The organism is Pseudideonella sakaiensis (assembly GCF_048320135.1).
Classification (GTDB): Bacteria; Pseudomonadota; Gammaproteobacteria; order Burkholderiales; family Burkholderiaceae_C; genus Ideonella_A; species Ideonella_A sakaiensis_A.
The window spans coordinates 5,083,370-5,097,623 of the sequence record NZ_CP182947.1 but is presented as its reverse complement, the minus strand read 5'-3'; the positions used below and the strand labels follow the sequence as shown (position 1 = coordinate 5,097,623).

14 protein-coding genes are annotated in these 14,254 nt (G+C 66.2%); 6 read left to right on the top strand and 8 right to left on the bottom strand.

Features of this window, described 5'->3' with window-relative positions:
* The first annotated feature begins 549 nt into the window (after positions 1-549).
* The 4 genes from ACNH6H_RS23350 to pelA all read left to right on the top strand — a co-directional run bounded on the left by ACNH6H_RS23350 (position 550) and on the right by pelA (position 4,497).
* Positions 550-1,287, top strand: a complete 738-nt coding sequence (locus ACNH6H_RS23350; RefSeq protein ID WP_418320666.1) for a LamG domain-containing protein — start codon at positions 550-552, stop codon at positions 1,285-1,287.
* A 79-nt stretch (positions 1,288-1,366) separates the two neighbouring features.
* Entirely contained in the window at positions 1,367-2,335 is a 969-nt protein-coding gene (locus tag ACNH6H_RS23345; RefSeq protein ID WP_418320665.1) for a LamG domain-containing protein, read from the top strand.
* A gap of 118 nt (positions 2,336-2,453) precedes the next feature.
* A complete protein-coding gene (locus ACNH6H_RS23340) occupies positions 2,454-3,257 on the top strand; it encodes a polysaccharide lyase family 7 protein (RefSeq protein ID WP_418320664.1) in 804 nt (267 codons plus the stop codon).
* Positions 3,235-4,497, top strand: a complete 1,263-nt coding sequence (gene pelA, locus ACNH6H_RS23335; protein ID WP_418320663.1) for a pectate lyase — start codon at positions 3,235-3,237, stop codon at positions 4,495-4,497. Before ACNH6H_RS23340 ends, pelA begins: the two co-directional genes overlap by 23 nt.
* Positions 4,498-4,519: 22 nt before the next feature.
* Here pelA and ACNH6H_RS23330 read toward each other — a convergent pair whose 3' ends face one another.
* From ACNH6H_RS23330 to ACNH6H_RS23310, 5 genes are all read right to left on the bottom strand, one after another.
* The gene (locus tag ACNH6H_RS23330) at positions 4,520-5,848 is read right to left on the bottom strand and encodes a right-handed parallel beta-helix repeat-containing protein (protein ID WP_418320662.1); all 1,329 of its coding nucleotides are present in this window, start codon (positions 5,846-5,848) and stop codon (positions 4,520-4,522) included.
* 170 nt (positions 5,849-6,018) lie between these two features.
* A complete protein-coding gene (locus ACNH6H_RS23325) occupies positions 6,019-8,151 on the bottom strand; it encodes a heparinase II/III domain-containing protein (protein WP_418320661.1) in 2,133 nt (710 codons plus the stop codon).
* A gap of 96 nt (positions 8,152-8,247) precedes the next feature.
* Positions 8,248-9,105 carry a polysaccharide lyase family 7 protein gene (locus ACNH6H_RS23320; protein WP_418320660.1) on the bottom strand — a complete coding sequence of 286 codons (858 nt, stop codon included), beginning with the start codon at positions 9,103-9,105 and terminating at the stop codon, positions 8,248-8,250.
* A 242-nt stretch (positions 9,106-9,347) separates the two neighbouring features.
* Positions 9,348-10,094, bottom strand: coding sequence for an SDR family NAD(P)-dependent oxidoreductase (locus tag ACNH6H_RS23315; RefSeq protein WP_418320659.1), 747 nt, complete (start codon positions 10,092-10,094; stop codon positions 9,348-9,350).
* The gene (locus ACNH6H_RS23310) at positions 10,091-11,161 is read right to left on the bottom strand and encodes a LacI family DNA-binding transcriptional regulator (protein WP_418320658.1); all 1,071 of its coding nucleotides are present in this window, start codon (positions 11,159-11,161) and stop codon (positions 10,091-10,093) included. The genes ACNH6H_RS23315 and ACNH6H_RS23310 overlap by 4 nt, the downstream gene beginning before the upstream one ends.
* A 297-nt stretch (positions 11,162-11,458) precedes the next feature.
* Here ACNH6H_RS23310 and ACNH6H_RS23305 point away from each other — a divergent pair, with 297 nt between their 5' ends.
* On the top strand, positions 11,459-11,833 hold the full coding sequence (locus ACNH6H_RS23305; protein WP_418320657.1) for a hypothetical protein: 375 nt from the start codon (positions 11,459-11,461) through the stop codon (positions 11,831-11,833).
* A gap of 364 nt (positions 11,834-12,197) precedes the next feature.
* Here ACNH6H_RS23305 and ACNH6H_RS23300 read toward each other — a convergent pair whose 3' ends face one another.
* On the bottom strand, positions 12,198-12,386 hold the full coding sequence (locus ACNH6H_RS23300; RefSeq protein WP_418321469.1) for a TraR/DksA family transcriptional regulator: 189 nt from the start codon (positions 12,384-12,386) through the stop codon (positions 12,198-12,200).
* Between ACNH6H_RS23300 and ACNH6H_RS23295 the strand changes: the two genes are divergently transcribed.
* Complete coding sequence (locus tag ACNH6H_RS23295; protein WP_418321506.1) at positions 12,330-12,665, top strand: hypothetical protein; 336 nt, start codon at positions 12,330-12,332, stop codon at positions 12,663-12,665. The genes ACNH6H_RS23300 and ACNH6H_RS23295 overlap by 57 nt on opposite strands.
* Here ACNH6H_RS23295 and ACNH6H_RS23290 read toward each other — a convergent pair.
* Positions 12,658-13,440, bottom strand: coding sequence for a hypothetical protein (locus tag ACNH6H_RS23290; protein ID WP_418320656.1), 783 nt, complete (start codon positions 13,438-13,440; stop codon positions 12,658-12,660). The two genes, ACNH6H_RS23295 and ACNH6H_RS23290, sit on opposite strands and share 8 nt — an antisense overlap.
* A 143-nt stretch (positions 13,441-13,583) precedes the next feature.
* Complete coding sequence (locus ACNH6H_RS23285) at positions 13,584-14,252, bottom strand: hypothetical protein (protein WP_418320655.1); 669 nt, start codon at positions 14,250-14,252, stop codon at positions 13,584-13,586.
* Between the last annotated feature and the right edge of the window lie 2 nt (positions 14,253-14,254).

Below are 14,254 nucleotides of genomic sequence, written 5' to 3'. Positions count from 1 at the left end.
GTTTCCAACCCGTCGACCTCGCCTGCAAGCGGGGCAACAACCCACCCCTTCGAGTCAATCCAGATGACCAGACAAAACCGCATTTCCTGCCGACTGGCCTCGAGCTTTGCGCTCGCCTCCATGATCGGTCTGTCGGCCTGCGGCGGCTACGACGGCGAGGACCCGACCTCCACCGCCACCCCAAGCAGCGCAGCCTCGCCCTCACCTGCACCTGCACCTGCACCTGCACCTGCACCTGCACCTGCACCTGCACCTGCACCTGCACCTGCACCTGCACCTGCACCTGCACCTGCACCTGCACCTGCACCTGCTCCCGCGCCAGCCCCTGCTCCCGCGCCTGCGCCTGCACCCGCTCCCGCACCGGCTCCAGCACCCGCTCCGGCACCCGCTCCGGCTCCGGCTCCGGCTCCGGCTCCGGCTCCGGCTCCGGCTCCGGCTCCGGCTCCGGCTCCGGCTCCGGCTCCGGCTCCGGCTCCGGCTCCGGCTCCGGCTCCGGCTCCGGCTCCGGCTCCCGCTCCGGCTCCCGCGCCTGCCCCTGCGCCCGTCACGGTGCCGACACCGCTTGGCGAATGGAAATTCGACGATCTGAATTTCCCCGGCGCGATCTCGACCGCGACCTCGGCCTATGCGCTGAAGGACACGCTGGTGCCGAGCTCGACGACCGCAGCGCGCAACGTCTTCACGAGCGTCGCCGGCAAGCTCGGCCAGTCGGTGAAGATGACGCAGGACGCCACCGCGGCCAACTACCCGATCGTCAAGACCGGCAGCGGCGACTACAGCTTCGCGTCGAGCGCCGGCATGACCATCGAGATGTGGATCCGCCCGGCCGGCCACAGCGCCAGCAAGGCCGACACGCTGGTCAGCGTGTCGACCAGCTCGGTCGCCGGCTGCAGCTACAACTCGTCGAGCTCCGGCTACTCGTTCAAGCTCAACACCAACGGCACGCTGGTCTTCGCGATCAACGGCACCCAGGGAACCGTCACGTCGACGACCCCGGTGCCCGACAACGCCTGGTCGCATGTCGTCGCGAGCTACGACAAGGCGAACATGAACATCTACGTCAACGGCTCGCTGGTCGGCACGACGCCGTACACCGCCAGCATCATCAACCCGGTGGCGTCGAGCTCCGGCCCGACCAACGTCGAGTGCAGCAACTTCAAGGTCGGCGGAACGACCACCACGCAGAGCACCGATACCGGCAACTTCCAGGGCCAGCTCGACGAATTCCGCATCTACGGCGTCGGCCTGTCCGCCGCCGAAGTCGCGGCCCGCTTCGCGCAATTCTGACCAACCGATGCCGGTGCGGCAGCAGCCGCATCGGCAGACGACCGCCCGCGTCGTCACGAGCTTCAACAGGAGATTTCACATGACCTCACGCAACGCCAACAAGAACCGCCTCGCAGCAAGTTTTTTCCTCGCCTCGATGGTTGGCCTGGCAGGCTGCGGCGGCTACGAAGGCGATTCCAAGCTGCCGACGGCGAGCCCGTCGCCGGCGCCTTCGCCCGCTCCGGCTCCCTCCCCTGCACCTGCACCGGCACCTTCGCCGGCCCCGTCTCCCGCACCCGCACCCGCACCCGCACCTGCGCCGGCACCAGGCGTCCCGACGCCGGTCGGCGAGTGGAAGTTCGACGACCTGAATTTCCCCGGCGTGATCTCGACCGCGACCTCGGCCTATGCGCTGAAGGACACGCTGGTGCCGAGCTCGACGACCGCAGCGCGCAACGTCTTCACGAGCGTCGCCGGCAAGCTCGGCCAGTCGGTGAAGATGACGCAGGACGCCACCGCGGCCAACTACCCGATCGTCAAGACCGGCAGCGGCGACTACAGCTTCGCGTCGAGCGCCGGCATGACCATCGAGATGTGGATCCGCCCGGCCGGCCACAGCGCCAGCAAGGCCGACACGCTGGTCAGCGTGTCGACCAGTTCGGTCGCCGGCTGCACCTACAACTCGTCGAGCTCCGGCTACTCGTTCAAGCTCAATACCAACGGCACGCTGGTCTTCGCGATCAACGGCACCCAGGGCACCGTCACGTCGACGACCCCGGTGCCCGACAACGCCTGGTCGCATGTCGTCGCGAGCTACGACAAGGCGAACATGAACATCTACGTCAACGGCTCGCTGGTCGGCACGACGCCGTACACCGCCAGCATCGTCAACCCGGTGGCGTCGAGCACCGGCCCGACCAACGTCGAGTGCAGCAACTTCAAGGTCGGCGGAACGACCACCACGCAAAGCACCGATACCGGCAACTTCCAGGGCCAGCTCGACGAATTCCGCATGTACAACGTCGGCCTGACCGCGTCGCAGGTGGCTGCCCGCTTCGCGCAGTTCTGACCGCCAAGGCCGCGCCGGCATCGCACCAGCGGTGGCGGCCGGCGAGTTCCACCCCATCTCCAGCGACGCCACTGCCTTGATCGGCAGTCCGGCGTCGTTTTTCAATCGGACCCCCAAGATGAAGATGAAGATACCCGGCGCTTGCAGGCCTTTGCCAGCTGCGTGGGCCACCGCGGCCATCGTGCTGCTGAGCGCTTGCGGCGGTGGTGGCAGCAGCGGCGAAACCGCGGCCGCGCCGGGGCCGCTTGCCGCGCCGACCGGCTGCCAGCCGATCCCGCAGAACCTCAGATCGACCTTCGAGGTCGAGGGGCCGAGCCCATACTCCGCCGACGGCTGCGCGATGGTCTTCGACGCCTTGGCAGCCCAGTACACGACCAGCAACGGCCACGGCTGGCGGCATGAACTGAAGATCCCATCGAGGCTGCGCACCGGGATGACGAGAACCAGCGAAACACTGGTCGCCGACTTCACCGTCGATCTGTCGAAAGGCGGCAAGACGATCATCACCCAGTACCATGCCGAAGGCACCGGCACGATCGTCAAGGTCTATGTCGCCGACTCGGCGGAATCGGGCTTTCTGAACAGCGTCGCCAACGACGGCATCTTCGACGTCTATGTGCGCATCCTGCCGGCCGGCAGCAGCAGCGAGGAAAAGATGGCGCTCGGCACGATCGTCAGCGGCAACACCTTCCAGCTGTCGGTCAGCAATCAACGCGGCAATGTCAGCGTCTCCGCGTTCGGCCGCACGAAGACCGCTGCGGTCGCCGACGGTGGCGCGTCGTATCTGAAATTCGGCAACTATCTGCAATCGCAGGATCCGGTCAGCCTGCAGAACTGCAGCCCGTTTGCCGGCTGTTACGCCGCCTACGGCATCGTCGAGGCCAAGGTCACGATGAGGAATGTCTCGTACAGCCGCGACTAGCGCAGCGCTGCTGCTGCTCGCATTGGGCAACACGCCGCTGTGCGCGCAGGAGCCCGCGGCCGGTCGCGCTGAACGCGATCAGCCGCAGCAGCCGGCCAGCACGCAGCGCGGCAACCGGGCCGACCATCTGTCGCGCTCGCGGGCGCGGATGGCGGCCGACAAGGCGGTGCTCGCTGCCGAACGCTACCCATTGACCGGCCCGCTGCCGGAGCCGGTTGCGACGGGTCGCGGCCTCGAGACGATGCCGCTCGACAGGCCAGCCGACTGGTACGGATCGGCGGCGGCGCGGCAGGTTGCCGACAACATCATCAGCTTCCAGACACCGGCCGGCGGCTGGGGCAAGAATCAGCCGCGTGACCGGCCGCCGCGGCTGCCGGGCCAGTGGTTCGTCGCAGTCGAGCCGGGGTCCGGGCAGCCGTCCTGGCGACATGTCGGCAGCATCGACAACGGCGCCACCGTCACCGAGATCCGTTTCCTCGTCAAGGTCGCCGAGCAGCTGCCGGACGAGGAAGCCGCGGTCTACCGCGCCAGTGCGCTGCGCGGCATCGGCTATCTGTTCGACGCGCAGTATCCCGCCGGCGGTTGGCCGCAGGTCTGGCCATTGCAGGGTGGTTACCACGATGCGATCACGCTGAACGACGATGCGATGGTCAATGTCGCCGAGCTGCTCGGCGAGATTGCCCGCGGCGAGCCCGACTGGCGTTTTGTCCCGGCAGATGTCCGCAGCCGCGCCGTGCAGGCCGAGCAACGCGCGATCGACGCGCTGCTGCAGCTGCAGGTCGTGATCGACGGGCGCAAGACCCTGTGGGCACAGCATTACGACGCGGTCTCGCACGCACCGGTCGGCGCGCGAGCCTACGAGCCCGCTGCGCTAGCCAGCGCCGAAAGCGCGCGCGTGCTGCTTTATCTGATGGCGCTGCCGGCCCCCGGCCCGCGCATCGTCGATGCCGTCGAATCGGGCATCGCCACGCTGCAGGCGCTCGCGATCGAAAACCGGCGCTGGCAGCGGATCGATGGCGCCGAAGCACGCAGCCTGCTGCCGCAGGCCGGGGCGCCGCTGCTGTGGGCGCGTTTCCACGACCTGACGACATTGCAGCCGATCTTCGGCGACCGTGACGGCCGTGTGCACCACGACGTCGAACAACTCAGCGTCGAGCGGCGCAACGGCTATGCCTGGTTCGGCCACGGCCCGGCCCGCGCGATCGCCCGGTATGCCGACTGGCCGGCGCGGCGGCGCTAGCTATCCTGCCATCGCGTGCCACTCACCACGAGGGCTGGACCACATTGCCGGAGCCGAGCTTCGAGGTGTCGACAAGCGGCGTGCCGCTGTTGATGACGCTGTTGCCGAGAATCGTCCAGTTGCGCGGCCCGCCAGCGGCTTCGTCGCCCATCGCGCGGTCGTCCTTCAGCACGATCGCCGAAAATCCTTCGACGGTGTTGTTGACGAAGCGGTTGTTGCGCAGCACGCTGTTTGAACTGTTGCCGAGGATCACGCCGGCGACCGGCGGATGCGCCAGCGCGGTGTTGTCGCGGATCAGGTTGTGCTCGATCGTGCTGCGCTCGGTGCCGTATTGCACCGTGATGCCCCAGGCGCAGCCGGTCAGCTCGTTGTGGTGGATCCAGTTGTCGACGCCGGTCTTGTCGTGGGTCGCACCCGAATTGCCGAGCCCGATGCCGGCCCGCTGTGATGCAATCACGGTGTTGTGCGAAACCTCGTTTGCATATTCGTCCTCGCCATGCAGGTCGATCGCATCGAGCTGCGTGCCTTCGAAGGTGTTGCGCGTCACCAGGTTGTTGTGCGCCCAGTACTGGATGATCACCGCATGGCGGATGTACGGGCCGTCGGTGCGGTTACCGTCCAGCACGACAAAATAGGTATCCTGATCGGGCCTGCCGAGGTAGGGATTGGTCTTCGCTGTCTTGTGCTTATCACCCTGGATCACGAAGCCGTAGCCGGCCCCGCCGCCACCGACATCGGTGGCGTTGCGCGCCAGCGAAGTGGTCACGACGATGTCGTGTGACCCGGCGCCGATGCGCACGCCCATGCGGCGGAATTTTTCGACCAGCACATTGTCGATCGTCACGTTGTAGGTCGGATGGCCGGCCGAGCTCGTCGCGATCGAATAGGTCAGGCCGCCGGCATCGGGATTGTTGCTGCGGCTGTCGGTGGAATAGTTTCTGTTCCAGCTGCTGGTGACGGTCAGGTTGGCGATCACGACATCGTGCACGCCTTGCAGCAACATGCCGTAGACGCTGTTGCGCCCCTGATCGTCGAATCCGGACTTCAGAATCGTCCGTTCCCGGCTCTGCCCCTCGAGGTTGACGCCCGACTTGACGAGCACGATGTGGGCGTTGGGCTGCCGCGCGGATCCGCTCAACAGGTTGTAGGTGCCGTCCGGAAACCAGACGGTGCTGCCGGCGGTGGTCGCGGCATCGGCAAGCACGGCGTCGATGCCCGGTTGGTCGTCGTGTTCCGAATCAGCCGGATCGATCCTGAAACCGAGACTGGCAGCGCGCTGCACGACATCGATGCGGTTCGGCGCGATATTGCGCTGATGCCGCCGGTGCTCACTGCCATCGCGCTCGCGCAAGCCCGGGTTGCCCGCAGGAACGGCGACCGCGGAATGCGGCGCGCCAGCGGACCGGGCAGCCGGCGTTTCCGAAGCGCAAACTGCGCCTGCGATCAGCAGCGCGATGCCCACGGCCCCAGCAGCCGCCGCCCGATGTCGCATCACCACGCGAGGCCTGCCTTCGGCGCCGCCTACGCCACGGCTTCGCAGGCAAAGAACCCGGTCCAGCGGTAGGTCGTCCCGTCGAAGCGGACTTCATGTTCGGTCTGCGCCGTGACATCGGCGCGGTTGCTGACCATCACCAGCAAGCGCAACTGCCGGCCTGTCAGTTCGACGACGCTGCCCTGGTCGTCGTGGCCGACGACGCGGATCTGCGTCAATTCGCCGCGCGCGCCGTGGCAGCGCTCGCTCGGCTCGTCGAACAAGCCGTGCGTCTCGAAAGCCGATGCAAACAGGTGCTTGCTGCCGCGCTGGCGCAGGATCAGCGTCGTGTCGCGCCGCAGGTTGAACGAGGCATCGTTGCCGCCGAGTTGACCGAACAGCAGTTCGCCGCTGGTCGCTGCACTGAGCCAGCTGTTGAAGCGTTTTCCCTGCAACCAGGTGATCCTGCACGGCTCGGTGATGCGGCTGTTCGCGACACCCATCAGGTGCTGGTAGCCGGAAGCTTCGCCGAGCACCGTCCATTGGCTGCGGTTGTAGTCGACCGGCGCGCTCGTCTCGGTGATCTGGCCGGCGTACTGCACCGCATAGTCGTAGACATGTTCGGTGTCGCTGCGCAGGCGGTACAGGTCGACCAGCACCGGCGTGTCGAGTTTCTCGTGCGTCACCAGCAGCAGGCTGCGCTGCATCGCGACGCCGACGAAATGATCGTTGGCCATCGCACTCATTGCCTGCACCGCGCCGGAGCCGACAAAGAAGTGCGGCAGGCCGTGAACCTGGTCGGCCCGGTTGCGGTCGCCGTCATTCTGCGATCGGCCGTCGACGGTGACGCAGTTGTGCGCCACCGTCTGGCGCGCCCAAGTCAGGTTTTCCGGCAGATAACGGCCGCCGAATTTCGGCTCGACATTGAGCCAGCGGGCAAAGCCGTATTCGCGCAGCACCTCTTCGCCACGGTTGAACAGCGTGATCCCGAGCGTGTCGAAGTGGCCGTGGTCCATGCCGTGCTGGCCGTAATTCATCAGCACCTGGCTGATGTCGCCATCGGACGCTTTCGCCCGCAGAATGCCCTGGGCACCCTTGTCGCCGGCCGGGCCTTCGTTCAATTCGACGCTGGGCCAGAACGGCAGCGCATCGCTTTGCAATGCATCGGCAGCGGCCGCCAGGCCGAGCGCCGCAGGATGAACCCAGACCTGGCCTTGCTGGCGGGCCAGCGCAAACACCGCGGGATCATCGCCGTAGCGGGCGTTGTAGACGGCGGCGGCGATCAGCAGACCTTCGTCATGGATGCCCATCGTCCGCGAGGCATCGTTCAGCGCCGGCAGGCAACCGTTGGGGGTGACGACCGCCAGCAGCGCGCGGATCGTCGTGCGAATGACCTGATCGTTGAAGTTGTAGATGTCCAGATCCGGGCGGTGCGTGTGCAAGGCCTCTGCGAACAGCAGCAACGCGCGCATTGCAAAGCGGTGGTAATACGGACCTTCAATGTAGTAGCCCGACGGCGCGAACAGCAGGCTGATCTCGGCCAGATAGCCGCCGGTCTTGCGGTCGCCGGCCAGGCCGTCGAGCGCCAGTTGTACATAGCGCTCGTCGCCGATCACCAGCCCGCAGGTGCCGACCGCCGCGACGCCCCACAGGCCGTGGTTGTGGATGGTCGCGAAATCGTGCGCATACAGCTCGGTCATCATCACGACCGCAGGGCGCAGCAACTGCTGCTCGATGTGGGCGCACTGCCCGGCGCTCAGCGTGTGCCTGATGCTGCCGTAGCCGATCGACATCGACAGCAGCCAGATGTTCTCGTTCAGGATCTGGTGGAAGATCCGCCCGGCCGGGTTGGTATTTTTTGCCTTCTGGAAACCGAGGCCGAGGTAGCAATCGGCATACCGCGTCAGCAGGTCGGCAGCCAGGTCGGCATAACACTGCTCGCCGGTGATCTGGAACAGCGTGCCGGCTGTTTCACAGAGGCGGTAGTTCAGCTGGTGCTGGTTGTGCGCATAACTGCCCGCCTCACCATGCCCGGGAATGTCGCTCGGTTTTGCGAGATGCGGCTCGAGAAAAACGCGCAGCGATTCGATGCTGCGCCCCATCAGGCCGGGTTGCCCCAGCTGCTCGCGCAGCCGGGCCATCTCGTCGGGCTTGCACAGCGCCAGGGACAGGGTTTCGGGCATGGGGTTCCTTCGGCCCGCACGCCACTGCGCCGAGCCTTGTCGATGGGAGCGGCCACCGCCCGGATCAGGCCGGGCGGCGGGCGGCGTCGGGCTGGATCAGTCGATGTTCAGCGAGTAGATCTCGAGTACCGCGGTCGCATTCGGATCGGTCTCGAACATCTCCGGCTTGTAGCTCTTCTTGCTGCAGTTCGGGTTCTCGACACCGTAGACATTGGTCTTCGTGCAGGCCTGCGGATAGTTGCCGGCCTTGAAGTAGCAGCCCCCGACGACGTTCTCGAACGGCTTTGACGCCGTCGAGGTCTTGCCGGTGCGCTCGTTCTTGTAGTCGACCGTCATCACGCCAGCCTTGGTCGAGATCTTCACGACCATCATGTCGCCGATCTGGTATTCATCGTCGAGCACCGGTGCCTTGCTCGAGCTTTCGCCATTGAACTTGGCGAGCATCTTGCCGACGTCGGTCGTGCCGTTGGTGTTTTTCTTCGGGCCGTTGTAATAGAGCTCGAGGTTGTCGTTTTTCGCGTCGTGGATCTGGCCGACGCTCATCTGCGGCTTGTGCGTCGGCGTTTTCAGGATGCGTTGCCGGAAAGTCATCGAGCGCTCGGCGGTCAAACACTCCCAGGCCGCCTTCTCGCCCTGGGCATCACGCTCGCGCAATTCGGTGCGTGCAAACGCAGTGCCGGCACTGGTTGTCGCACCACCGACGTTGGTCGTGAAAACGACGGCATTCTTCTTGTCGTTCAGCTTGAACCACTCGCTGGAATAAGTTGCCAGCTGCGGCTGATCGATCTGGTCGGCCGGAAAGGCCTTGCGGTCCTGGCTGGTCGGCAGCGTCAGGTGCCAATGCTTCAACCCGCCGAGCAGGTCGGCCGGATGCACCGGCGTATCGGCCAGCGTCACGAAGCTGGCGGAAGCCATCAATGCTGCGACGGCCAGCGCCATGTGTTTCGGAATCATCTCGTCTCCTGTCCTTTGCTGATGGGGGGGTAATCCGGTCTGGCCGTCGGTTCGATGCGCACATGGGCATCAGCATTCGGCACAGCGTTTAGTATAACGTTACACCACCGTTTTACAAGCTTTTCCTTCGTCTTTGCGCCTAGGGAAAACGCGGATCCCGCTGCAGCCTGTCAGGACGACCGACAGTCTTGATGCCGCCAGCGTTGCAGCCGGCGCCGCTGCCCCGCAAACCGTTGCAGCCGTCAGTACAGGCCCATGCCGCCGTTGACCTCGAGCACCTCGCCGGTCAGGAATGACGAGGCGTCCGAGCTGAGGTGGAGCGCGGCATTGGCAACATCCTCCGGCTGGCCTTCCCGGCGCAGCGGCGTGCGCGACACGCCGGCGGCGCGGCCCTCGGGGGTATTGAACTGGTCGTGGAAACGGGTCGCGATCAGGCCCGGCGCGATCGCATTGACACGCACGCCATCGGGGCCGACCTCCTTGGCCAGCGCCCTGGTAAAGGCGAGCAACGCGCCCTTCGCCGTGCCGTAGTGGCTGGCGCCGGGCCCGCCGCCATCGTGCCCTGCCAGCGACGACATCAGCACGATGTTGCCGCTATGGCGCGGCACCATGTGGCGCAGTGCCGCCCGGCAGCAGAGAAAGGTGCTGGTCAGGTTCAGCGCGATCGCCTGGTTCCAGAACTCAAGCGACATGTCGACGCACTTGACGCGTTTCAGCAGGCCACCGGCATTCGCCATCAACACGTCGATATGGCCGAACCGATCCAGCGCCTGCGCAAACGCCTGCTCGACCTGCGCCTCGTCGGTGACGTCGGAGCGCAGCGTCAGCACGCTGCCGCCGAGTTCGGCGCAGAGGGATCGGGCCTCGTCGGCGCTCGACCAGTAGGTGAAGGCGACGTTGTCGCCGCGTGCGGCGCAGGCGCGGACGATGGCCGCGCCGATGCCGGACGCCCCGCCGGTGACGAAGGTGGTGGTTGCGTTCGTGGTCATGCGGCTTGTTTCCTTCGGTTGGCAATCGTGCGACAGCGGATGGTCGATTCGCGGACGACCATTTCGGGCAGAAAGATCTGCTCGTGTGCCGGATCGTCGGGCCGCTTCAGGCGCGCCAGCACCCGGTCGACCGCCGCAGCAGCCATCGCCTTCATCGGCTGGCGCACGGTGGTCAGGCCCGGGCTGACGTAGTGGCCGACGAACAGATCATCGATGCCGACCACCGAGACGTCGTCCGGCACCCGCAGGCCTGCATCGCGAAGCCCGGCCATCACCCCGATCGCGACGGTGTCGTTCATCGCGACAAAACCGGTTGCACGGCGGGCGCCACTGGTCAGCGTGCGCGCCGCGACCCGGCCGAGTTCGGCCAGCTCGAGTTCGGCGTGTGCATCCGTACCTTCGTCGATGTGAGCCTGCAACACGACACCGTGCCGCGCGCAGGCTTGCCGAGCACCTTCGAGGCGCTGCAGGCGGTTGCTCGAATCCACCGGCGCCGAGACATAGGCGATCGAACGGTGGCCGAGCGACAACAGGTGTTCGGCCGCCAGCTCACCGGCGCGGCGGTTGTCCAGGCTGACATGGTCCATCTGCATGCGGCCGGGCACTGCGCTGCGGTCGAATCCGACCGCGGCCAGCCCGTTTTCGATCAGTGGCGCCAGGTACTGCTGCGCCTGCAGTGGCGCACCGATGATCACGCAGCGCACACCCTGGGCCATGAAGGCGCGGGCATATTCGAGCTCCCGCTGCGGACTGCGCTGGGTATTGCACAGCAACACGCCGTAACCTCGCGCGGTGGCGGCCTCCTCGGTCCAGCGCACCAGCGCGCCGAAAAACGGATTGGCGATCGACGGCACCAGCAGGCCGAGCATCGGCATGTGCCCGGTCTTCAGGCGACGCGCCGACTGGTTCGGCCGAAAGCCGAGCTCGGCAATGGCCCGCCGCACCCGCTCGAGCGTGTCTGCCCGCATCCGCGATTCGCGCTTGTTCAGCACGTTCGAGACAGTGCTGGTCGACACGCCGGCAAGCGATGCGACATCCTCGATGGTGGCGGTGGTTGACTTCGTCATGGATTCACTTCTGGCCCTTCGGCTGCAGCCTCGGCGAAGTGGCGGAACAACGGGCAGCAACGATGTACTTCGACATTAGTGTAACGTTTTACCATGAAAGCAGAGAATTGACCAGCATGCAGCAGGCGCCCCCATAGGGCTGCGCTGCGAGGGCGGCCTGAGCGCGCGCTGCCGGCGATGACGCATCGCAGCGGCGGCTCGCTCCGCCGCGTCCCCAATCTTGCGGATGACGGCGGGTGGGCCGGTCTTCGACAGTCTAGGCGTCTCGATCCGAGGCACACCGACAACGAGGTCAAGATGTCCAGCCCTCTGCCCCAAGCCAGACTTGCCTGCGGCGCGCTGCGCCGCGCCACGCAGTGCGCGGCAATCGCGTTGGCTGCCTTTGCCAGCCCCATCGCGGCCCTCGCCGCGACCGACGACGATGTCGAACGCTCGCCGGCCGCCAGCGCGGCCTTTGCCGCCTACGAACGCACCCAATGGGCGAGCGCATTCGACCAGTTTGCGGCGCTTGCCGATGGTGGCGACGAGGATGCGGCCCGGATCGCGTTGCTGATGGCGCGCCATGGCCGGCAGCTCTATGGCATCGAACTGGCAGCGCCGCAGGCGCGGCGCGATGGCTGGATGCTCGCGGCAACACGTGCGATCGACCGATCGCTGGCCGCGCCGCGCTGAACCGACGCGGCGCCGGCTGCACTGCCGGCGGCCGCCTTCGTCGCCCTGATTCGCGCTGTCAACGTCTGCACCAGATCGTCGATGAGTGCCGCAGATCTGTTCGGATGGCTGGCCGCAACGCTGATGCTGGCGACCTTTGCCAGCATCGATCCGGTCCATTTGCGTGCGCTGGCCCTCGCGGCGAACGCCGCCTTCATCAGTTACGGCCAGATGGTGGGCCTGCCACCGGTGGTCGTGCTGCATCTGCTGCTGGTGCCGGTCAACCTGAGCCGGTTGTGGCGGGCCTGCAATTCGAGGCTGCAGGCGCTGCCCGGCACAGCATCGGATCGAGAGTCCGATCGCAGACCGCGGGCTTCGCGCCAGATCAGCGGCTGCGCTGCTCGAAGCGCGTGGCGCAGGCGACGCAACGCTGTGCCCATGGCTTGGCCTGCAGCCGATCAAACGGGATATCGTCACCACAATCGTCGCAACGACCGTACGGCCCTTCCTGCAGGCGATGCAGCGCCGCAGTGACGGCATCGAGTTCGCACTGTTCGCGGTCGGTCAGCGCCATCGCGATGTCGCGCTCTGGTACCCGTTGCGGCGCATCGTCGGCGTCCTGGCTGGCGACGTCAGCGGCACGTTCGGCCCGAGTCTGGCCATGCAGATGGTCGGCGAGTTGCCCGCTCAATGCGCGCCGGCGCCGCTCGAGTTCGGCCTGCAGCCAGGCTCGTTGATCGGATGTCAAGAAAGACGTCATGCGGATTCCCCATCGGTTGCAACGATGGTGCCCTCCCCGACCTGTGCCCGGCTTGAGGTCGATCAAGCTTTCGGCTGCATCGACGCTAGCTGAAGAACAGGTGCGCCTTGCCTTTCAGATCCGCAGAGGCCTGGCACAGGCCGATGATTTCCGGATAAACCTGCCGAAAGATGCGGTCGCTGAAATCGTCGTCGGCGTAGGCCACCAGATAACAGCCCGCACAGGCCGCCAGACCCGCTTCGCCGGCCTTGACCTTGCCATCGCGGTAGTCGGTGATGCGCTCGACCGCGTGTTTGCGGTAGGTTTTGACGCGCTCGCGCGTGAAGATCAGCTGGCCGTCGTCGAGCATCTCGGTCGCCAGTTCGCCATGCAGCACGTCGAGCTTGCGATCCGGCCCGATATTGATCAACTGCGGCAACTGCATCGTATTGCCGGCATAAACCTTCAGCCGCTCGTAGCCGTCGCGCGTGAAGGCATTGGCCTGGCAGGCCGCATCGAGGCCGGCCTTCAAGCCGAGGTTGCAGAAGTGCGCGGCATCGCTGCGGGTGAAATGGGTGGTCGGCGCATCGGCCACCGCCGGATCGGTCTTGGCGAATTCGGAATACGCCTCATGGTCGCTGCGCAGGCCGCTGCCGATCTGGTCGGTCGCCTTGACCGAAACCCATCGGGAGAAGGCATGGGGCGCGCCGGCGCCGCCGAGCCGGTTCAATTCGTGGACGACCATCTTCATCGTGACGATGAAATAGAAGAAGTGGGTGCAGCGCTCGAAGGCATGCGACTGCAGTTCGTGGCACAACGAGCCAGCCTTCACGATCGCGGTCGGCGACGCGGCGACATGACGGCGACCAGCGGGCGGCTTGGCGGACATCGGACCCTCCTTCGTCTGTCTTCGTTCGGAGCCTTGCAAGCCTAGCAGGCCGGGCCGTCGTCGAACAGGCCAACACGCGCGCCGCGCCGCAGATCGTTCAAAGCATGGACGCGGTCGCCGTGAGGGACTTGTTCAGCGTTGCCCTAATGCGGAAGAAAACCGCTGCCGAAAACCAGTACCGCCAGCGGCACCGGCGCCACCGCGAGCGCAATGATGAGCAGGAAGCCCGGGACCGAGTAGAGCCGGCTGATGCCGGCAACCAGCGCGATGCCGCCACCGCCGCCGATCAGGTAGTTGCCGGGAATGTTCAGCGCCAATGCCAGCGCCAGATGACGGTGGCGCAACACCAGCGGCAGCAAGCGGCGCGGTGCACGCTCGATCAACAGCGCCAGCCGTTGATCCTGGTCCAGCGGCTCGATCTCGGCAAGCAGTCGCGCGGCGCGCTCGAGCCTGCAGTCATGCGCCAACCGCGCCAGCATCGACAACGGCACCAGGCGGCCGATCAGGAAACCAAGCGCGAGGCCGGCCAGCGTGCACAGGTAGACCAGCGGCGCGATCTGCGGCCCGAGCATCGCCATCAGCGCAAGCCCGATTTCGGCCCCGGGGACGAACGGGATCGCGAGCAACACCACATACAGCAGCGCCGAGATCATGATGGTGCGGTGCACCATGTCCTCGGTTCTCGGCCGAATGGTCAAGTCCAGCAGCCCGACGGCCTCGCGCGCAGCGATGTTCAGCATCACCAGAAGCGCGACCAGCAACAGGATCTTGGCGATTGCGCTGCGGCGTATCCCGGCCAAGGATTGCAGCATCC

Bases quoted from the DNA above. Each gene is read 5' to 3' on its own strand.
- ACNH6H_RS23325 (WP_418320661.1), bottom strand. From the start codon at position 8,151: ATGCCCGAAACCCTGTCCCTGGCGCTGTGCAAGCCCGACGAGATGGCC.
- ACNH6H_RS23340 (WP_418320664.1), top strand. From the start codon at position 2,454: ATGAAGATGAAGATACCCGGCGCTTGCAGGCCTTTGCCAGCTGCGTGG.
- ACNH6H_RS23290 (WP_418320656.1), bottom strand. From the start codon at position 13,440: ATGTCCGCCAAGCCGCCCGCTGGTCGCCGTCATGTCGCCGCGTCGCCG.
- pelA (WP_418320663.1), top strand. From the start codon at position 3,235: ATGTCTCGTACAGCCGCGACTAGCGCAGCGCTGCTGCTGCTCGCATTG.
- ACNH6H_RS23285 (WP_418320655.1), bottom strand. From the start codon at position 14,252: ATGCTGCAATCCTTGGCCGGGATACGCCGCAGCGCAATCGCCAAGATC.
- ACNH6H_RS23315 (WP_418320659.1), bottom strand. From the start codon at position 10,094: ATGACCACGAACGCAACCACCACCTTCGTCACCGGCGGGGCGTCCGGC.
- ACNH6H_RS23305 (WP_418320657.1), top strand. From the start codon at position 11,459: ATGTCCAGCCCTCTGCCCCAAGCCAGACTTGCCTGCGGCGCGCTGCGC.
- ACNH6H_RS23295 (WP_418321506.1), top strand. From the start codon at position 12,330: ATGCAGCGCCGCAGTGACGGCATCGAGTTCGCACTGTTCGCGGTCGGT.
- ACNH6H_RS23310 (WP_418320658.1), bottom strand. From the start codon at position 11,161: ATGACGAAGTCAACCACCGCCACCATCGAGGATGTCGCATCGCTTGCC.
- ACNH6H_RS23300 (WP_418321469.1), bottom strand. From the start codon at position 12,386: ATGGCGCTGACCGACCGCGAACAGTGCGAACTCGATGCCGTCACTGCG.
- ACNH6H_RS23320 (WP_418320660.1), bottom strand. From the start codon at position 9,105: ATGATTCCGAAACACATGGCGCTGGCCGTCGCAGCATTGATGGCTTCC.
- ACNH6H_RS23345 (WP_418320665.1), top strand. From the start codon at position 1,367: ATGACCTCACGCAACGCCAACAAGAACCGCCTCGCAGCAAGTTTTTTC.